Genomic DNA, 18788 nt, shown 5'->3' on the forward strand with positions numbered 1-18788 from the left:
GCATGCAACAGGCACTGGCGGTTACTAAATCACAACAATCGGGCTGCCAGTGGCAGCGGGGGCGGGAAAGCCCCTTCCCTGCAGCGGGAAGGGGCTTCTGGGTCAGGCGATGTCGCGCAGTTCGCGGCGCAGGATCTTGCCGACCGGGGTCATCGGCAGCGAGTCCTTGAACACGATGTGCTTGGGCACCTTGTAGCCGGTGAAGTTCTCCTTGCAGTAGGCCTTGAGCTCTTCGACAGTCACACCGCCATCGCGCGGCACCACGAACAGCTTGACCACTTCGCCGGATTTCTCGTCCGGCACGCCGATAGCCGCGCAGCTGGCGACTTTCGGGTGCGCCATGACCACGTCCTCGATCTCGTTGGGGTACACGTTGAAACCCGAGACGATGATCATGTCCTTCTTGCGATCGACGATGCGCACGAAACCATCCGGATCGATCACCGCAATGTCGCCGGTCTTGAACCAGCCTTCGGCATCGAGCACCTCGGCGGTGGCTTCCTCACGCTGCCAGTAGCCCTTCATCACCTGCGGACCCTTGATGCACAGCTCGCCACGTTCGCCGGCCGGCAGCTGGTTGCCGTCGTCATCGATCACCTTGAACGCCGTGCCCGGCACCGGAATGCCGACCGTGCCCAGGCGCGCCCTGTCGCCATAGGGGTTGGTACTGGCCACTGGCGAGGTCTCGGTCAGGCCGTAGCCTTCCACCACGGTGCAGCCGGTCATCTGCTGCCAACGCTCGGCAGTCGCCTTGACCAGCGCGGTACCGCCGGAGTTGGTGACCTTGAGGCTGGAGAAGTCGAGGTTTTTGAAATCCGGATGATCCATCAGCGCGACGAACAGGGTATTGAGGCCCAGCAGCGCGGAGAACTTCCACTTGCCCAGCTCCTTGATGAAACCCGGGATGTCGCGCGGATTGGTGATCAGCACGTTATGGTTGCCGTTGACCATCATGCACATGCAGTTCGCGGTGAAGGCATAGATGTGATACAGCGGCAGCGGCGCGATCATGATCTCCTGGCCCTGCTTCATCAGCGGCGTACCGTCCGGCCCGAGCTGCGACAGGCAGGCGTCGACCTGCAGCATGTTGGCCACCAGGTTGCCGTGGGTGAGCATGGCCCCCTTGGCCACGCCGGTGGTGCCGCCGGTGTACTGCAGCACGGCGATATCGTCATGGCTGGCACTGACCGGCGTCAGCGCCTGGCCCTGCCCCTGCTTGAGCACCTGCTTGAAGGGGATGGCCTGCGGCAGATGGTAGTCGGGCACCATCTTCTTGACCTTCTTCACCACGGTATTGACCAGCCAGCCCTTGAGGCTCGGCAGCAGGTCGCCCATCTTCGCCTCGATCAGGTACTCGATCTCCGTATCGGGCAGCACTTCCTGCACCAGCTTGCCGAACATGTTCAGGTACACCAGCGCACGCACCCCGGCATCCTTGAACTGGTGGCGCATCTCGCGGGCGGTGTACAGCGGGTTGGTGTTGACCACGATCAGCCCGGCGCGCATGGCGCCGAACACCGCGACCGGATACTGCAGCACGTTGGGCATCTGCACCGCGATGCGGTCGCCCGGCTTGAGGTCGGTTTGCTTCTGCAGGTAGGCGGCGAAGGCCGCGGAGAGGCGATCCAGCTCGGCATAGCTCAGCGTGACGCCGAGATTGCTGAAGGCCGGACGGTCGGCGAAGCGCTTGCATGAGCGCTCAAACACCTCGATTACCGACTTGTAGCTGGACAGGTCGATATCGTTGGGCACGCCAGGGGCGCGTTTGTCGTTCCAGAAATCAGGTTGCATTGTTCTTGTCCTCTTCCCCTGAAGTGATCTGACTGCCCGGAAAGTAGCAGTTTAGAGCCGAGCCGCAAATAGCTCGAAGGCGTCATTGATGGGCTGAATTTCGCATTAAATGTAGCGATTCGTAACCGATCTTTGCGGCATCGAGAAAGACCGCGACGCTTTGCCTGGTGCTGGTCAAGGTGCACAATGCCGCCAATCTCCGGCACAAGGATTCGCCATGCGCCACAATGTCTTCCCCCTGGCCACTCAGGACGGTCTGCACCTGCACGTCAACCACTGGCACGGTGATCAGCCGCCACGGGCGGTGGTCATGCTGTCCCACGGCATGGCCGAACACAGCCAGCGCTACGCACGCCTGGCCGAAAGCCTGGTGGCCGCCGGCTTCGACCTCTATGCGCTGGACCAGCGCGGCCACGGCCAGAGCGCCACGCAAGGCGTGCTAGGCCACTACGCCGACGAAGGCGGCTGGGACAAGGTGGTCGGCGACCTGGCCTCGCTCAATCACCACATTCGCCAGCGTTACCCGCAGGCGCCGATTTTCCTGTTCGGCCACAGCATGGGCAGCTACATCGGCATGGCCTATCTGATGGGCCATAGCTGCAGTCTGCAGGGCGCCGTGCTGTCAGGCTCCAACTACCAGCCTGTTGCTTTGTACAAGGTGGCCCGGATGATCGCCGGCTTCGAGCGCTGGCGCCTGGGGCCCAAGGGGCGCAGCAAGGTCATCGACTTTCTCTCCTTCGGCTCGTTCAACAAGGCCTTCAGGCCCAACCGCACGGCCTTCGACTGGCTCAGCCGTGACGCGGCGGAAGTGGACAAATACGTGACCGACCCGCTGTGCGGTTTCGTCTGCACCACGCAGTTGTGGTGCGACCTGCTCGGCGGCCTGCAATACATCACCCCAAAAGCGAACCTGGCGCAGATCGATGCCGGCCTGCCGCTGCTGGTGATCGGCGGCTCACGCGACCCGGTCAGCGACGGCAAGCGTCTGGAAGATCTCGCCGGCGCCCTGCGCGAGGCCGGCGTGCGCGACGTGCAACTGAATATTTATCCCGAGGCCCGTCACGAGCTGCTCAACGAGAGCAATCGCGACGAGGTCACCGCCCATTTGATCGATTGGCTGCAGCAGGCGCTGAGCCATGGTCGAAGCCCAAGCAAGGAGTGTCCATGACTCAGGTAACCAATATCCCCTACGAGGCCCTCGAAGTCGGCCAGCAGGCGAGCTTCGAGAAGCAAGTCGAAGAGCGCGACGTGCAACTGTTCGCCGCCGTCTCCGGCGACAACAACCCGGTGCACCTGGACGCCGCGTTCGCCGCCGAGACCATGTTCAAGGAGCGTATCGCCCACGGCATGTTCACCGGCGCACTGATCAGCGCTGCCATCGCCTGCAACCTGCCCGGCCCGGGCACCATCTACCTCGGCCAGCAGCTCAAGTTCACCCGCCCGGTGAAACTCGGCGATACCCTGACGGTGAAGCTGGAAGTGCTGGAAAAACTGCCGAAGAACCGCGTGCGCATCGCCACCCGCGTGTACAACCAGGACGGCAAGCAGGTGGTCGACGGCGAAGCGGAAGTGCTCGCCCCTAGCGCCGAGCAGACCGTGACCATGCCGGCCATGCCGCAGGTAACCGTCGGCTGAACCGCCACGGCACATGCTGGTGCGCGCCCCCGATGGCGCGCACCAAGCTTGTTCAGTCCCCACAATAAAACCTTCTGCACCCCGCCACATAACCCGCACAAACCAGGCACTTTGCACAACAACCCTTGTGCATCGTCACCCTTCATCGCGGCTGGCATGACCCCTGCTATCGCTCAGTGCCACCCCTTTACGGAGCGACGGCCATGAGCCTCTCCTCGCACGCCCTGCCGCCCAGCGAAATGACCTGCGCTCCTGACTCTTCCGCTTCAGGAGACTTGCCATGCAAACCGTGAAGACCGGCAACGGTCCGCGCAATTTCAAACCGTCAGGACTCGACGCGCGCCAGGCACCGTTCTCGGAAATCCCCGTGATCGATTTCTCGGCCATGTACGGCGACGATGCCGAAGCACGCCGCCAAGTCGGTGACGCCGTGCGCCAGGCCTGCACCCAGGTCGGCTTCTTCTACGCCAAGGGCCACGGCGTACCGCAAGCGGTGATCGCCGACACCTTCCAGGCCGCGCACCGCTTCTTCGACCTGGCCATGGAGCAGAAGCTGGCCCTGAACATCAGCCAGTCAGAGAACATGCGTGGCTACACGCCAATGCTTGGCGAGAACACCAACGAAGAAAATGCCGGCGACATGCACGAAGGCTTCGACCTGGCGCTGGATCTGGCCGCGAACGATCCGGACGTACTCGCTGGCGTGTTCGGCTACGGCCCCAACCAGTGGCCTGCCGACCTGCCGGGCTTTCGCGAAGCCCTGCTGGCCTACCACCAGGCGCTGCTCGATTTCGGTCGACGCATCTTCGCCGCGTTTGCCCTGGCCCTGGAGCTGGACGAAGACCACTTCGAGCGTTACCTGAACAAGCCCATGGCGCATATGCGCGTGCTCGCCTACCCCAGCCAGGACGGTCCCATCGACGAAGCGCAGATCGGCATCGGCCCGCATTCGGACTACGAGTGCTTCACTATGCTCTGCACCGACGAAGTGCCGGCCCTGCAGGTGCTCAACAGCGCTGGAGAATGGGTGCAGGCGCCACCGCTGCCAGGCTGCTTTATCGTCAACGTCGGCGACCTGATGGCGCGCTGGACCAACAACTACTTCGCCTCGACCCTGCACCGCGCGATCAACACCTCCGGGCGCCAGCGCTACTCCATCCCGTTCTTCTACGGCCCGGACTCGCGCAGCCTGATCGAGGTGCTGCCCAGCTGCCAGAACCCCGAATGGCCGGCGCAGTACCCGCCCATCGAGGCCGGCGACTACATCCGCTCACGTTTCGACCACACCTATTTCCACCGCCAGCAGGAAGCGGGCTGAAGCCCCGCACCAGGAGTTCGCATGATCACTCGTCACTTGCGTCGCATCTGCACCCAACTCGCCGCCGTCAGCGGCCTTGCACTGCTGCTGCAGGCGCCGGGCGCCCTCGCCTTCGAGCTGCAGGGTGAACCGAAGATCGCCTTCATCTATGCCTCCAGCGCCCGCGATGGCGGCTGGAACGAGTCGATCGACAACGCCCGGCAGATCGTCGCCGAGCAACTCGGCTACCCCATCGCCGTGGCCGAGAGCATTCCCGAGGAAGCCAGCGCGCTGAAGAACGCCATCGACCTCTACGTACAGCGCGGCTTCAACATCATCGTCACCACCACCTATGGTTACTCCGACGGCGTACTGGAAGCGGCGAACAAGCACCCCAACGTGGCCTTCCTCGCCGCCTCCGGCACCACCAACGCGGCCAACCTGGAAAGCTTCTACGCGCGCACCTACCAGGCCTGGTACCTGGCCGGTATCGCCGCCGGCTCGGTGGCACCGGACAAGGTGGTCGGCATGCTCGGCGGCTTCCCGGTGTCGGTGGTGAACTGGGACATCAACGGCTTCGCCCGTGGCGTGCAAAGCGTCGATCCGTCGATCAAGACCATCGCGCTGTACACCAACTCCTGGTGGGATCCGGCGAAGGAAGGCCAGGCGGCCAAGTCGATCCTCGAGCAGAACGCCGACGTGATCGCCAACAACCTGTCCTCGGCCGCCCCCTTCACCGCAGCCGAGAAGGCTGGCAAATACTCGGTTGGCTTTCAGCTCGACATGAGCAAGATGGCGCCCAACGGCCACCTGACCTCGGTGGTGTTCCACTGGGAAAAATACCTGGTGCCGACCATCAAGCAGATCGTCGACGGTTCCTGGCAGCCCTCGCAATACGGCGCCTTCCCCGGCCTGAAGGAAGGCGTGGTAGACATCACCCCGCTCAGCGACAAGGTGCCGGCCGCCGCCCGCGAGCAGATCGCCAGCGCCCGCCAGGCGATGATCGACGACACCTTCTCGCCCTTCACCGGCCCGCTGCTGAAACAGGATGGTAATTCGATCATCGCTGACGGCGCCGTACTCGATGACGAGGCGCTGTGGGGCATGGACTACCTGGTGCAGGGCGTGACCGGGAGCGTCAAGTGAGCCAAGGCCCGCTGCTGGAGCTTGCCGGCATCGCCAAACGGTTCGGCGAACGGCTGGTGCTGGAGGATGCCGGGCTGGAAGTCGCGCCGGGCGAAATCCATGCCCTGCTTGGCGAGAACGGCGCGGGCAAGTCGACCCTGATGAACATCCTCACCGGGGTTTACAGCGCCGATGGCGGCAGCCTGCGCCTGGACGGCCAGGCGCGCCTGATCCGCAAACCGACCGATGCCAGCGCTTTGGGCATCGGCATGGTGCACCAGCATTTTCGCCTGGTGGAACGCTTCAGTGCGGTGGAAAACCTGCTGCTGGCCGCCGAGCGCCGGCACGGTCTGCGCACGGTCGCCGATGCTGCAGCCGCCCTGGAAAATGCGGCGCGCAGCATCGGCCTGAACCTCGATGCGCTGACGCCGATTGGCGAGCTGTCGGTGGCCGAGCGCCAGCGCGCGGAAATCTGCAAGGTACTGGCCCTCGGCGCACGCCTGCTGGTGCTCGACGAGCCCACCGCAGTCCTCACCGATCGCGAGGCCGAAGCCATGCTCGCCGCCATCCGGCGCATGGCCGAGAGCGGCCTGAGCGTGATCCTCATCACCCACAAGCTGCGCGAGGTGGTGGGTCACAGCCACCGCGTCACGATCATGCGTCAGGGTCGTACCGTGGCGCGTTCACTGGCCACTGCCGAACTGTCGGTCGAGGCCATCGCCCGACTGATGGTCGGCGAGCAGCCACCCAGCCCTGCCCGCGCGCCCTCGAACCTGCGCGCGCAAGGTGCCGACCTGTTAATCGTCAACGAGCTGCGGGTGGATCGCGCCGATGGCGGCGTCGGCATCGACGGCATCAACCTGCGCGTGCGTGCGGGGGAAGTACTGGGTATCGCCGGGGTGGGCGGCAATGGCCAGCAGCAACTGGCCGACGGCCTGCTCGGGCTGGCCGCCGTGGTATCCGGCAGCCTGGCCATCGACGGCGCCGAAGCCGCCCACGCCAGCATCGCCCAGCGCCGCGACCTGGGCCTGCGCATCATTCCCTCCGACCGTATGGCCAGCGGCCTGATCGGCGAACTGTCGGTCGCCGACAACCTGGCCCTGACTCAGGTGCGCAAGGGCCGCTTCCGTCGCCTGTGGCTGGATCGCCGGCGTCTGCGCGATCAGGCCAGTCAGGCCATCGTCCGCCACGAGATTGCCGGCGCCACACCGGTGCTGCGCACCAGTCTGCTGTCCGGTGGCAACGCACAGAAGGTGCTGCTGGCACGCGAGCTGGACGAGGACATGCGCCTGCTGGTGGCCCACTCACCGACCCGCGGCCTGGACGTGCGCGCCTGCGCCATGGTGCACCAGGCAATCCGCGAGGCCACCGCACGTGGAGCGGCCTGCCTATTGATCAGCGAAGACCTGGAAGAAGTCCTCGCCCTGTCCGACCGCATCGCCGTGATGAGCGCCGGACGCATCGTCGGCGAGTGCCCCGGTGACGCCACTGCCCAGCAGGTTGGCGCACTGATGCTTGGCCACGCCTGAATTCGCGGAGATCTGAATGTTGCTGCCTGCTTATCAATTTTCCCTGCAGCGCCGCCTGTTGCCTTCGCTGACGCGCCGTTCGCTGGCATTCAGCGGCGGCCTGCTGCTCGGCATCGTCTGCGGCACCCTGCTGCTGATCGCCGCCGGCGTGCCGACCGTCACCCTGTTCGACGACCTGGTGGTGCAGGTCTTCCTGCGTAGCGCCGGGCTGGCACAGACGCTGACCCTGAGCGTGCCGCTGATTCTGGTCGGGCTGGCTTCGGCGCTGGCCATGCGCGTGAAGTTCTGGAACATCGGCGTCGAAGGCCAGCTCTGGCTCGGCGCCATTGGTGCCACCGCCGTGTCGCTGAGTGGCATCGGCCCGGAGGGCATGCGCCTGCCGCTGATGCTGCTGGCCGCGGCGCTGTTCGGTGCCGGCTGGATCGCCATCGCCCTGGTGCTACGCCTGCGCCTGCAGGTCAGCGAGCTGGTGGTCACCCTGTTGCTGTCCAATATCGCCTACCTGCTGTTGCAGCACCTGTTGTTCGGTGCCTGGCGCGACCCGGCCAACAGCTTCCCGGTGTCGGCGCAATTGCCCAGCGGCGAACGCCTGGCCCTGCTCGGCTTCGGCAATTTGCACAGCGGCCTGTTCATCGCCCTCGGCGCCACGTTGCTGGCCGCCGTGCTGTGCGAGCGCAGTCGCCTAGGCTTCCACGCCAGCGCGGTGGGTGCCAACCCGACCGTGGCGCGCGCCGCCGGCATTCCGGTGAACCTTACCCTGGCGATCATGGTGCTGCTGTCCGGTGCCGCCGCCGGCCTGGCCGGTGGCGTGATCGTCACCGGCACCGAGTACCGGCTGACGCAGAACATCGGCTGGAACATGACCTTCAGCGCCATCGTCATCGCCTTCATCGCCCGCTTCTCGCCGCTGTGGTGCGTGCCGGTGGCCATCGTCCTCGGCGGTCTGTACAACGCCGGCAGCACGCTCAAGGTGTTCTACGGCCTGTCCGACGCGGTGATCGTGCTGCTGCAGGGCGTGCTGCTGATGAGTCTGCTGCTGAGCCAGTTCTTCGTCGACTATCGCCTGGAGGCGCGCCGCCTCAGCGCACCGGAGCCCACGCTATGACGCTCGCCTTTCTCACCAACTGGCTCGGCAGCGTACCGCCGGCCGCCATTCCGCTGCTGCTGGCCTGCCTTGGTCTGATCCTCAGCGAACGCGCCGGGGTGGTCAGCCTCGGTATCGAGGGCTATCTGGCGATGGGCGCGATGTCCGCCGCCAGCGTCACCCTGGTCAGCGGCCAGCCGCTGCTCGGCGTGCTCGCCGGGGTGCTGGCCGGCACCCTGCTGGCACTGGGTTTCGGCATCGCCGTGGTCGTGCTGCGTTGCGAGCAGATCCTCGCCGGCCTGGCGACCATGGCCATCGGCCTGGGCGCGGCCGGGGTGATCGGGCGCAGCTACGTACACCGCACCTTCGAGGGCATCGACAGCCTGCAACTGGGTGCACTGGCCGAGTTGCCGCTGCTCGGCAAACTGCTGTTCGCCCAGGATCCGCTGACCTACCTCGCCGTACTGCTCACCCTGGCGTGTGCCTGGATGCTGCTGCGCACCCGCCTCGGCCTGCGCCTGCGTGCCGTCGGCGAAGACCCGGCCACCGCCGATGTCGCCGGCGTCCAGGTGCAGGCCCATCAGTTGCTGGCCGTCGCCCTGTGCGGCGCGCTGGCGGGCCTGGGCGGCGCCTACCTGGCCACGGTCGCCAGCAACACCTGGGTCGAGAACATGGTCGGCGGGCGCGGCTGGATCGCCCTGGCGCTGGTCATCTTCGCCCGCTGGTCGCCGCTGCGCGCCCTGCTCGGCGCCTTCCTCTTCGGCGCCATCGAAGCCCTGCTGCCACGCCTGCAGGCCATCGGCCTGGACGCACCCGTGTACCTGGTCGGCATGCTGCCCTATGCGTTGACCATCGCCGTGCTGGTCATCGCCAGCTACTCGCCGAAACGCCGCGGCGTGGAACCCGCCGCGCTGGGCCTGGCCTATCTGCGGCAGGATCGGCGCTGAATAGAAGGCTGCTGTGCTCCGGGGTGTCGTCAACAAGATCCTGGAGCGTCAGCGGCGGGAATGCTCATTTGTGGCTGGGAGACTGCGTGTTTTCTCTCGACACCGAGCGGCACCGATTCGCGGACAAGTCCGCTCCCACAGGGGGATGCGTCTGCCGATGCTGCTTCGCTTTTTTTATGGGAGCGGACTTGTCCGCGAAGGCGGCAAACACCTCAGGCGTTTGCTTCGCTAGCACTCCCATTGCTCCCGCAGCTTGCCCAGCGGTTTCCCGGTAAAAGACACAAGCTGGTGCGCCGCAGAATGAAGCGCACCATCCTTGTTCACTGCAAACAAATAAAAACCTTACAATACGCACAAATCGCAAATTGCCTGTGCAACATGCACAAAACCCTTTTGGCACTCAGGCAAACCCTGCGCTTGGCACGCCCCCTGCTATCTGCCCTGCATCACGCCCTCATTCCGGAGCCAGGCCATGAGCCACCCAACCCCCGATAGCGACTTTCCCCTGAGTGAAGTGCCCAGCAGCGCGCGCAAGGGACTGTTCTCCACCGCCATCCTGCTATTCGGTTTCACCTTCTTCACCGCCACCATGTTCGCCGGCGGCAAGATCGGCATGGCTTTCGACTTCACCACCCTGCTCTGGGCTGCGGTGATCGGCAACCTGCTGCTCGGCCTGTACGCCGCCGTGCTGGGCCTGATCGCCTGCCGCAGCGGCTTGAACTCGGTGCTGATGGGCCGTTTCTGCTTCGGCGAGGTGGGCAGCAAGCTGTCCGACGTGCTCCTGGGCTTCACCCAGATCGGCTGGTACGCCTGGGGTACGGCGACCGTCGCCATCGTCCTGGTGAAGATTCTCGGCCTGCCCGAAGGCCTGACCATCCCGCTGATGGTGCTGTTCGGCTTCGGCTTCTGTCTCACCGCCTTCGTCGGCTACAAGGGCCTGGACCTGCTCTCGCGTGTCGCCGTACCGGCCATGCTGGTGCTACTGGTCGCCTCGCTGTGGATCGCCACCCGTGATATCGGCGGCCTCGCCGGCCTGCTGGCGGTCGAGCCCAGGGAGAGCATGAGCCTTAGCGTGGCCATCACCCTGGTGTTCGGCACCTTCGTCAGCGGCGCCACCCAGGCCACCAACTGGACGCGCTTCGCCAGGAGCGGCCGCGTCGCGGTGCTGGCCAGCCTGCTCGGCTTCTTCATCGGCAACGGTCTGATGATCATCGCCGGGGCCTATGGCGCCATCGTCTACCAGCAGCCCGATGTGGTCGAAGTGCTGGTGCTGCAGGGGCTGTCCATGGCCGCCGTGGTCATGCTGTTCCTCAACCTGTGGACGACACAGGACAACACCATCTACAACTTCGCCGCCGCCGGCTGCAACCTGCTGCGCACCGGCAAGCGCAAGACCGTGACCCTGGTCGGCGCCGGCATCGGCACGCTGCTGGCCATCGGTGGCATGTACGAGATGCTGATTCCCTTCCTGATCCTGCTCGGCTCGGTCATCCCACCAATTGGCGGCGTGATCATGGCCGACTTCTTCTACGGCCACCGTGCGCGCTACCCGAAACTGGCCGATGCACACCTGCCGGCATTCAACTGGGTCGGCCTGGGCGCCTACCTGATCGGTGCACTGAGCGCCTACTTCTCGCCTTGGGTCGCGCCGCTGGTAGGCATCGCCGTCGCAGCTGCTGCCTACGTCGTGCTGTTCGAGCTGAACAAGGCCCTGGCCGGCCGCCAGCAGGTCGCCGGCGCGTGAGTCTGACCGTCGCCGACATACTCGCCCTGCCCGGCCTGGACAGCATGCGCCTGCGTGCCGGCCAGGCCGGACGCGACAATGCCGTGCGCTGGCCCTACGTGGCCGAGAACGAAGGTATCGCCGACTGGGTGATGGGCAGCGAGCTGATCTTCGTCACCGGCATCAACCACCCGCGTGACGAAGCCAACCTGCTGCGCCTGGTACGCGAAGGCCATGAGCGCGTGGTCGCCGGCCTTGTCATCCTCACCGGCGCCGAGTTCATCCAGGCGATCCCGCCCAGCGTCATAGACGAAGCCGAGCGCCTGAACCTGCCGCTGATCGAGCAGCCCTACGCGCTGAAGATGGTGGTGGTTACTCAGGCCATCGGCACCGCGCTGGTTCACGCGCAGCAACTCGGCCGCTCGCGCCAGCACGTGCTGGAGCAGGTGCTCGACGGCGATTACCAGTCGCTCGACATCCTGCTGCAACGCGGCGACAGCCTCGGCCTGGCGCTGCATGTGCCGCGCCAGGTCGCGCTCCTGCGCCTCGAGGGCAGTGAGCAACTGTTCGGCGACCTGCCCGACGAAGACGCCGAGCGCCAGCTGCAGAGCCGTCAGCAACTGTTGCAACGGCGCCTGGAGCAGAGCCTCGGCGAACTCGGCAATGCGCTGCCGCTGGTCAGCCAGGGCCGCCACTGGATCGCCCTGCTGCCCTGCCCCGATACCCACACCGAAGCACGCAACCGCCAGGCCATGACCGCGCTGCTCGCCGAACTGCGCCCGCAGCTCGGCCCGCTACGCCTGTTCCTCGGCCTGGGCAGCGCCGGCTGCGACGCACCGCGTTTCGCCCAGGGCCTGGGTGAGGCACGCCAGGCTCTGGCCGTAGCACAACGCTTTCCCGAGCGCCTGGGCCTATGCAGTTTCAATGAATTGGGCGTGCTGGAGCTGCTCGGCGCGATTCGCGATCGCAGCCTGCTCGATCGCTTCGTCGAACGCGTGGTCGGCCCGCTGATCGGCGACGACTCGCGCCACCAACCGGTGCTGATGCCGACGCTGGAGGCCTGGTTCGCCGAGAACGGCAACCTGGCCCTGGCCGCGCAACGCCTCAACGTTCACCGCAATACCCTGAGCTACCGTCTACAGCGCATCGAAGCGCTGACCGGCTGCTCGTTCGAAGACCCGCACGACCGTCTGAACATCAGCGTCGCGCTGTTGATCCGGCGCCTGTCGTCGCCTGCCTGAGAGGAAACCTGATGATCATCCACAATGCCCGCCTGCGCGGCCGCGACGGCCTGCACCGCATCACCCTGGACGGCGAGCGCATCGCTGCCATCGACGCCCAGCATGCGCTGCATCCCATCGCCGACGGCGACCTCGACGCTGCCGGTAACCTGGTCGTGCCGCCCTTCGTCGAGCCGCACATCCACCTCGACGCTACCCTCACCGCCGGCGAGCCGGCGTGGAACATGAGCGGCACGCTGTTCGAAGGCATCGAGCGCTGGGCCGAGCGCAAGGCACTGGTCACCCATGAAGACACCAAGACCCGCGCCAAGAAAACCATCGACATGCTGGTCGACCATGGCATCCAGCACGTACGCACCCACGTCGACGTCACCGACCCGACACTGGCCGCGCTCAAGGCCATGCTCGAAGTGCGCGAGGAAACCCGCCACCTGATCGACTTGCAGATCGTCGCCTTCCCTCAGGAGGGCATCGAGTCCTACGCAAACGGACGCGCGCTGATGGAACAGGCCGTCGAACTGGGCGCCGACGTGGTAGGCGGCATCCCGCATTTCGAGAACACCCGTGACCAGGGCGTGTCGTCGATCAAGTTCCTGATGGACCTGGCCGAACGCACCGGCTGCCTGGTGGACGTGCACTGCGACGAGACCGACGACCCGCAGTCGCGCTTTCTCGAAGTGCTGGCCGAAGAAGCCCGCGTGCGCGGCATGGGTGCGCGGGTCACCGCCAGCCACACCACGGCCATGGGCTCCTATGACAACGCCTACTGTTCCAAGCTGTTCCGCCTGCTGAAGATGAGCGGCATCAGTTTCATCTCCTGCCCCACCGAGAGCATCCACCTGCAGGGCCGCTTCGACACCTACCCGAAACGCCGCGGCCTGACCCGCGTGGCTGAAATCGACCGTGCCGGGATGAACGTCTGCTTCGGCCAGGATTCCATCGTCGACCCTTGGTACCCGCTGGGTAACGGCAACATCCTGCGCATCCTCGAAGCCGGCCTGCACATCTGCCACATGCTCGGTTATGAAGATCTCAAGCGCAGCCTGGACCTGATCACCGACAACTCGGCTCGCGCGCTGAACCTGGGTGAAGGGTATGGCCTGGAAGTGGGTCGCCCGGCCAACCTGCTGATCCTGTCGGCGCCGGACGACTACGAGATGGTGCGCAGCCAGGGCCATGCACTGGTGTCCGTGCGCCATGGCAAGGTGCTGATGCGCCGTACGCCGGCCAGCATCGAGCGCGGCTGACGCCCAAATGTGGGAGGGGCTTTAGCCGCGATAGCCTCCAAAAGGATCGCGGCTGAAGCCGCTCCTACAAGCCCTACTTCTTCCGCATGCAGGGGTCATGTCGTCGCTCAAGCCATCCCTTGGGCACATCGTCCAGTTTGATCCCCCATAAACGGCCGAAGAGCAAACACGATAATCCTCATGCGAACAGCAACCGTGGGAGCGGCTTCAGCCGCGATTACGCTTGAAGCGCTCGCGGCTAAAGCCGCTCCTACAACTGCGAAACAGCCCTAGTCCACCCGCACGCTGGCAGTCATGCCGGCGCTTAGCAGCATGCCCTCGGGCACCTGATCGAGCTTGATGCGCACCGGAATGCGCTGCGCCAGACGCACCCAGTTGAAGGTCGGCTCGACATCGGCCAGCAGTTGCCCGTCCGGGCTGACATTGCGGTCGGTGATGCCACGGCTGATGCTTTCCACCTCGCCGCGAATCTGCTGGTCCCCTCCCATCAGCCAGACCTCCACCGGTGCGCCGACCTGTATGCGCGGCAGCTTGGTTTCCTCGAAATAGGCCTGCACGTAGAACGACTGGGTATCGACCAGCGCCATCACCGCCTGCCCAGCATTCACATAGTTGCCCTGGGCCAGCACCAGGTTGGTGATCTGCCCGTCGCGCGGGGCATGCACTTCGCTGCGCGCCAGGTTCAGCTCGGCCACACGCAGATCGGCCTGCGCCTGACGGTACTCGCCACGCGCCATCTCGGCATTGATCTGCGCGTTCTCCAGCAGCTCGGCGCTGATCGCCTGGGCGCCCAGGCGCGAGCGACGCGAAGCCTCGTGCTCGCGCAGGCTCAACTGCTGGCGGCGAATGTCCACCACCGCCTTGGCTTTATCCACCGCCGCCTGATAGCGATCGCGGTCGATGCTCATCAGCAAATCGCCCGCCTTGACCTGCTGGTTGTCGCGCACCTTGAGCTCGACCACCCAGCCGGACACGTCCGGAGCGATGGTCACCACGTCGGTGCGCACGCGGGCGTCGCGTGTCCAGGGCGAATACATGTAGTGCTGCCAGATCCAGGAGCCGGCAAAGATCGCCGCCACTACCATGGCCAGGGTGATGCCGACGCGGATGGTCGAACGCATGTCGCACTCCTTCAATGTCTCCGCAAAGCTTGTTCAGCATCTTGCGAGCTAGAGCCATGCAAGGCAAAAACAGGCGAGGACGCGGAGTTTACGAGTTTGTAAATGAGCATTACTCGCTGCGCTCGCCCCTTCGGGGCCGCACTGAAGTGCGTTAGCCGCAAGCGGCTTGCCGACCCTGTTTTTAACGCCGCAGGGCCGACGCGCAGCAGGTGCTGGCAAGCTTTCAAATCGCCAGGACGGCCATCACCGCCGCCAGCACGCAGACATACAGGGCACAATCGAACAGGGCTTCGTGCCAGATCCAGCGCGACAGCCCGACGCGCTGCAGGCCCAGGCGCAACACGCCGGTCAGCAGCAACGCCAATACCGCGTAGATCGCCATTGGGCTCAGTAACACGCCGCCCAGCGACCATTCATGTAAACCCATTAGCCTCTCCTCTGAGCTGACACCAGTGGCTCCAGCCGTTTTGCAATTGCAACAGCGCCGCTTCGGCCAGACGCTTGTCGATGCTCGGCGTGCAGGCGCGCAGGGCTTCCTGCAGTTCGGCCACCGGCGCGTTCAGATCGTCTTCACGGCCCGGTGCGGGACCACGCTCCAGCGCGTCATCGAGGCGCTCCAGGAAACGCTGCTGCGACCGTGCCAAACCGGCATCTGCATTGACCAGGCACTTGCGCAGGTGCAGCAGCTCGTCGCCCAGGTCGAGACCGGCGACGCCATCGTCCCAGCGGCTGCGCGCCTGGTCCGGCCGCGCCGGATAGTGCCGCGCCAGCTGCAGCAGACGGTCGGCCATGCGCCCGCCGAACCAGTTTTCGGCGCGGCCCAGGTCGCGACGAGTGAGGCGTCCGAGATCGGCCAGGATCGCCTGCATCAGGCGCCGCCCATGCCAGACCGGATTGCGCAGCACCACTAGCTTGAAGGCCATCACCGCACAACCGACACCCATAAGCATCCCCGGCGCCTCATTGAGGAAATAGGCGACGTCATAGCCGACACCCGGCGCCGGCAGGCACAGAACGATGAAGTGCAGGCAGAACGAGGTCGAGGTCGCGGCCGTCGCCGGCTTGGCCATGCCCAGCACGCCGAAGAACAGCGGCACGCCCAAGACCATGCAAAGCATCACGAAACCGTCGATCTGCGGCATGAGAATCTGCCCGACGAAAAACGCCACCGGCAACGCGTAAAGAATGCCGCGCAGAAACATCATGCCGATCTGCGGTGCGGCTTCGAGCCGGGCGAACAAACTGCACACCACGCAGGCCAGGAGCAACGCGCCGATGGCGTGGGTCCAGCCAGTGGCCAGCCAGAAGGCCGCCAGGGTCAGGAAGGTCAGCGCGCTACGCGAGCCATACACCAGCGCGCTCTGCCAGTCGTAATGCCAGGACAGAGCGCGCGGCGCATCGGCCGGCGCCCTGCCCTCCTCGACTGCGAGCAAGGCACGGCTAGCGTCCTCGACACGAAGCAGCAGCACCATCAGCCGCTCCAGACACAGTTGCTGGCCTCTGCTCAGTTCTTCGTCCTGCACGGCCTGGCGCAGCTGCTCGACCAACTCCGGCAAACCTGTCGGTTGCGCCTGCTGCAGGCGCTCGTCTACCACCTGCAACCAGGGCGCAACGGCCTGCGCCTCGGTGCTGCTCAGTTGCCGCCACTGCCGCGCCACACCGCGGGCCAGGCGCAACATGCCGAGCAGATCGCGGCTCAGCACCCGCAACGCAACGGCGCGCTGGCGACCGCGCGCGCCCTCGAACCAGGCATGTTCACGCTGGGCATCCACGGCAACGATACGCGCCAGCACTTCCAGCAACCCCTGCCGCGAGTCGGCCTCACCGGACAGCGCTTGTCGCGAAGCTGTCACCCCGGCCTGCCAGGCGTTACGCGCCTGCTGCGCCAGTTGCCGCTCGACCCGCTGCGGCCAGAGCAAGGCGCTGCTCAGGGTCGCGCAGATGATACCCAGGCAGATTTCCGTGCAACGGGCGATGGCCTCGTCGAACACCACATGTGGCTTGCCGATGGCCGGCAAGGCGATGATCGCGACGGTGTAGCCGGCCAGTACGAAGGAGTACGACCAGGCGCTGCGCAACATGGTCGAGGCCGCCGTGCACAGCGCCAGCCACAGGGCGAAGGCCAGCACGAACAGCAGCGGCGCCTGGGCGAACAGCCCCATCATCACCACGGCCATGAAGGTGCCGACCAGCGTGCCAAGCAGTCGCGCCAGGCCCTTCTGCACCACCATGCCGGACAGCGGCTGGGCAACGATGAATGCAGTCATCAGCGCCCACTGCGGTTGCTCCAGGCCGAAACGCAGCGCGCACCACAGCGCCAGACCACCGCCGAACAGGGTCTTGATGGCGAACTGAACGGCTTGCGGGCTTGGTGCAAGGAACACCAGCAAGGAGTCACGCACGATGGCTACCTGAAGAAATCTCAGCTCTGAACATAGCTGTAGCGATTGGGTTCCGCCTCCGTGCGAAACTCAATTATTAGCTAGCTAACTATATCTGTCCAGAGGATCAATTCGTTCAGCCCGCCAGAACGCGAGCAAAAAAAGGGCGACCGAAGTCGCCCGAATTGCCTTGCGTGCCCTGTGAACTGGAAGGATCAGCTCGGCTTGCGCTTGTGCGCATCCTTCCAGATGAAGTAACCAACACCCCCGAAGAACGCGACCATCAGAAGTACGGTGCCGACTCCGGCGAGAACCACTGTATCGACGAACATGGCTGCCTCCTGTTGTGCCTGTCTGTCTGGGATGGCTTCAAGTTATCAGCGCTGGCGGCGGGAAAATTGACCTGGATCAATGGCTCAGGAGCAGGCGTGACCGGGCTTGAGGGAATACTGACCCAGGTCAAGAAATCGAGGGGGTTCGAGGCGGGAAACGCTGCACAACGGAGGGCGCAGCGGGAAGATCGGAGCGCTTTCAGCGTTTCTTGGGCTTGCTCTTGGACTTCTTCCTGGCCTTGCCCAGCGGCAACACCTGCTCGAAGACCTGGCGCATCTCGTTGAGGCGCTTGTCGTTGAGGTCGTGGATACGCTTGTCGCGCTCGGCGGCGAAGTCGATCAGCTTGTCGTCATTGCTCATAGCGGAAACCGGATCAGGCGAAAGGTCAGATTCAGGCGTGGCGCGCAGGCTTGGCGCGTCTTCGCCACTTGATGTTGCCAATGATGCTGGGTCGGGCCGCGCATGACCAGTAGCGAGGCGTGCTCCAGCGTCAACGAGTGTTCGATGCGCGTGCTGCCAACACGGCGCAGGTCGAGGCGCCGGCTGCCGCCCAGGTTGAGCGAGGCGATCAGCGGATCACGGCCCAGCTCCGGCTCGGCATCGCTGTGCCAGCCCATGGAGTCCTGGCCGTCGCGGTAGTAGTTGAGCAGCACGGCATTGAGTGGCTGGCCGACTTGCCTCACGACACGTTGACGAATCTCGTCAAGCAACGGCGTCCAGGGCAACGGCTCGTGCAGCTTGCCGGAGTAGCGATAACGCGCCTCGGTATCGCCGTACCAGGCGGTCAGCCGTGGCGTGCGATAGTAGCGCCCGTGAATGAACAGTTCCGGCTGCTGCCAGGGCGTTTGCTCGACCAGCGCGTGTAGCCAGCTGTCAGCCACAGCGGCGTCCACCCAGCCGGGCAGATAGTCCAGCTCGGCATCGGCGATGGCAGGCAAGGGATCGGCGAACAGCATGACGATCTACATGAAAGAGAATGAAAAGAGTGTCTCAGACTTCCACATCCACCCACAGTCCCTGTCGAGGTAAGTCACCAAGGGCCTGCTCCACTTCTTCCGGCTCGGCCTCGGCCAACTGTTCCGGGGTGTAGCCACGCCGCTGGCGGCGGCGCTGCTCATCACGCAGCAGCTCCTCGGTTTCCTGAGGGTGTCGCTTATCCAGGCTCAGCGCACTTTCCTTGGCGCTCTGCTCGACCGGGGTCACCGGAGGAATCTCGGGCTTGGGCTTGATCACGTCCTGCGTAGCCGTGACCGGCACCAGGCCTTGGGGAATCGGTGGCAGCATGCAACAGCACCTCCTTTGGTCAGGCTGTCGGCCCCGCGAAACGCTACTTG

Annotated in this window: 18 protein-coding genes; 10 read left to right on the forward strand and 8 right to left on the reverse strand. The window is 65.1% G+C overall.

Features of this window, described 5'->3' with window-relative positions:
- Positions 1-102 precede the first annotated feature (102 nt).
- Positions 103-1791, reverse strand: a complete 1689-nt coding sequence (fadD2, locus tag B2U07_RS04785; RefSeq protein ID WP_275544511.1) for a long-chain-fatty-acid--CoA ligase FadD2 — start codon at positions 1789-1791, stop codon at positions 103-105.
- A 217-nt stretch (positions 1792-2008) separates the two neighbouring features.
- On the opposite strand from fadD2, the gene B2U07_RS04790 reads away from it, so the two are divergent.
- The 10 genes from B2U07_RS04790 to codA all read left to right on the forward strand — a co-directional run bounded on the left by B2U07_RS04790 (position 2009) and on the right by codA (position 13619).
- The gene (locus B2U07_RS04790; protein WP_296276071.1) at positions 2009-2959 is read left to right on the forward strand and encodes an alpha/beta hydrolase; all 951 of its coding nucleotides are present in this window, start codon (positions 2009-2011) and stop codon (positions 2957-2959) included.
- Complete coding sequence (locus B2U07_RS04795; RefSeq protein WP_296276073.1) at positions 2956-3426, forward strand: MaoC family dehydratase; 471 nt, start codon at positions 2956-2958, stop codon at positions 3424-3426. The genes B2U07_RS04790 and B2U07_RS04795 overlap by 4 nt, the downstream gene beginning before the upstream one ends.
- A 280-nt stretch (positions 3427-3706) precedes the next feature.
- Entirely contained in the window at positions 3707-4744 is a 1038-nt protein-coding gene (locus B2U07_RS04800) for an isopenicillin N synthase family dioxygenase (protein WP_296276075.1), read from the forward strand.
- 21 nt (positions 4745-4765) lie between these two features.
- Positions 4766-5869 carry a BMP family ABC transporter substrate-binding protein gene (locus B2U07_RS04805; protein ID WP_296276078.1) on the forward strand — a complete coding sequence of 368 codons (1104 nt, stop codon included), beginning with the start codon at positions 4766-4768 and terminating at the stop codon, positions 5867-5869.
- Positions 5866-7377 carry an ABC transporter ATP-binding protein gene (locus tag B2U07_RS04810; RefSeq protein ID WP_296276080.1) on the forward strand — a complete coding sequence of 504 codons (1512 nt, stop codon included), beginning with the start codon at positions 5866-5868 and terminating at the stop codon, positions 7375-7377. Before B2U07_RS04805 ends, B2U07_RS04810 begins: the two co-directional genes overlap by 4 nt.
- A 16-nt stretch (positions 7378-7393) precedes the next feature.
- The gene (locus B2U07_RS04815; RefSeq protein ID WP_296276081.1) at positions 7394-8482 is read left to right on the forward strand and encodes an ABC transporter permease; all 1089 of its coding nucleotides are present in this window, start codon (positions 7394-7396) and stop codon (positions 8480-8482) included.
- Entirely contained in the window at positions 8479-9408 is a 930-nt protein-coding gene (locus B2U07_RS04820; RefSeq protein ID WP_296276082.1) for an ABC transporter permease, read from the forward strand. Before B2U07_RS04815 ends, B2U07_RS04820 begins: the two co-directional genes overlap by 4 nt.
- 472 nt (positions 9409-9880) lie before the next feature.
- Positions 9881-11152, forward strand: coding sequence for a cytosine permease (codB, locus tag B2U07_RS04825; protein WP_296276084.1), 1272 nt, complete (start codon positions 9881-9883; stop codon positions 11150-11152).
- Positions 11149-12372 carry a PucR family transcriptional regulator gene (locus B2U07_RS04830; RefSeq protein WP_296276086.1) on the forward strand — a complete coding sequence of 408 codons (1224 nt, stop codon included), beginning with the start codon at positions 11149-11151 and terminating at the stop codon, positions 12370-12372. Before codB ends, B2U07_RS04830 begins: the two co-directional genes overlap by 4 nt.
- 11 nt (positions 12373-12383) lie before the next feature.
- Positions 12384-13619, forward strand: coding sequence for a cytosine deaminase (gene codA, locus B2U07_RS04835; protein ID WP_296276088.1), 1236 nt, complete (start codon positions 12384-12386; stop codon positions 13617-13619).
- 269 nt (positions 13620-13888) lie between these two features.
- On the opposite strand, the gene B2U07_RS04840 is transcribed toward codA, so the two are convergent.
- From B2U07_RS04840 to B2U07_RS04870, 7 genes are all read right to left on the reverse strand, one after another.
- Positions 13889-14740, reverse strand: a complete 852-nt coding sequence (locus tag B2U07_RS04840) for an HlyD family secretion protein (protein WP_296276091.1) — start codon at positions 14738-14740, stop codon at positions 13889-13891.
- 223 nt (positions 14741-14963) lie between these two features.
- Positions 14964-15167: a DUF1656 domain-containing protein gene (locus tag B2U07_RS04845; protein ID WP_275544504.1), complete on the reverse strand. Its 204-nt coding sequence runs from the start codon at positions 15165-15167 to the stop codon at positions 14964-14966.
- Complete coding sequence (locus B2U07_RS04850) at positions 15154-17142, reverse strand: FUSC family protein (RefSeq protein ID WP_296276093.1); 1989 nt, start codon at positions 17140-17142, stop codon at positions 15154-15156. The genes B2U07_RS04845 and B2U07_RS04850 overlap by 14 nt, the downstream gene beginning before the upstream one ends.
- A 194-nt stretch (positions 17143-17336) precedes the next feature.
- Complete coding sequence (gene ccoM / locus B2U07_RS04855; RefSeq protein ID WP_283088575.1) at positions 17337-17453, reverse strand: cytochrome c oxidase subunit CcoM; 117 nt, start codon at positions 17451-17453, stop codon at positions 17337-17339.
- Positions 17454-17652: 199 nt separating this feature from the next.
- Positions 17653-17814, reverse strand: coding sequence for a hypothetical protein (locus B2U07_RS04860; RefSeq protein WP_197856023.1), 162 nt, complete (start codon positions 17812-17814; stop codon positions 17653-17655).
- Complete coding sequence (locus B2U07_RS04865; protein WP_296276097.1) at positions 17811-18410, reverse strand: alpha-ketoglutarate-dependent dioxygenase AlkB family protein; 600 nt, start codon at positions 18408-18410, stop codon at positions 17811-17813. The genes B2U07_RS04860 and B2U07_RS04865 overlap by 4 nt, the downstream gene beginning before the upstream one ends.
- 34 nt (positions 18411-18444) lie before the next feature.
- The gene (locus B2U07_RS04870; protein ID WP_197856025.1) at positions 18445-18738 is read right to left on the reverse strand and encodes an aspartate-semialdehyde dehydrogenase; all 294 of its coding nucleotides are present in this window, start codon (positions 18736-18738) and stop codon (positions 18445-18447) included.
- Positions 18739-18788: the final 50 nt, after the last annotated feature.

Origin of the sequence: Pseudomonas sp. UBA7530 (assembly GCF_002479365.1) — a bacterium.
GTDB lineage: Bacteria > Pseudomonadota > Gammaproteobacteria > Pseudomonadales > Pseudomonadaceae > Aquipseudomonas.

Coding starts and splice junctions, on each gene's coding strand:
- fadD2 (WP_275544511.1), bottom strand. CDS start 1,791: ATGCAACCTGATTTCTGGAACGACAAACGCGCCCCTGGCGTGCCCAAC.
- B2U07_RS04790 (WP_296276071.1), top strand. CDS start 2,009: ATGCGCCACAATGTCTTCCCCCTGGCCACTCAGGACGGTCTGCACCTG.
- B2U07_RS04795 (WP_296276073.1), top strand. CDS start 2,956: ATGACTCAGGTAACCAATATCCCCTACGAGGCCCTCGAAGTCGGCCAG.
- B2U07_RS04800 (WP_296276075.1), top strand. CDS start 3,707: ATGCAAACCGTGAAGACCGGCAACGGTCCGCGCAATTTCAAACCGTCA.
- B2U07_RS04805 (WP_296276078.1), top strand. CDS start 4,766: ATGATCACTCGTCACTTGCGTCGCATCTGCACCCAACTCGCCGCCGTC.
- B2U07_RS04815 (WP_296276081.1), top strand. CDS start 7,394: ATGTTGCTGCCTGCTTATCAATTTTCCCTGCAGCGCCGCCTGTTGCCT.
- B2U07_RS04820 (WP_296276082.1), top strand. CDS start 8,479: ATGACGCTCGCCTTTCTCACCAACTGGCTCGGCAGCGTACCGCCGGCC.
- codB (WP_296276084.1), top strand. CDS start 9,881: ATGAGCCACCCAACCCCCGATAGCGACTTTCCCCTGAGTGAAGTGCCC.
- codA (WP_296276088.1), top strand. CDS start 12,384: ATGATCATCCACAATGCCCGCCTGCGCGGCCGCGACGGCCTGCACCGC.
- B2U07_RS04840 (WP_296276091.1), bottom strand. CDS start 14,740: ATGCGTTCGACCATCCGCGTCGGCATCACCCTGGCCATGGTAGTGGCG.
- B2U07_RS04845 (WP_275544504.1), bottom strand. CDS start 15,167: ATGGGTTTACATGAATGGTCGCTGGGCGGCGTGTTACTGAGCCCAATG.
- ccoM (WP_283088575.1), bottom strand. CDS start 17,453: ATGTTCGTCGATACAGTGGTTCTCGCCGGAGTCGGCACCGTACTTCTG.
- B2U07_RS04860 (WP_197856023.1), bottom strand. CDS start 17,814: ATGAGCAATGACGACAAGCTGATCGACTTCGCCGCCGAGCGCGACAAG.
- B2U07_RS04865 (WP_296276097.1), bottom strand. CDS start 18,410: ATGCTGTTCGCCGATCCCTTGCCTGCCATCGCCGATGCCGAGCTGGAC.
- B2U07_RS04870 (WP_197856025.1), bottom strand. CDS start 18,738: ATGCTGCCACCGATTCCCCAAGGCCTGGTGCCGGTCACGGCTACGCAG.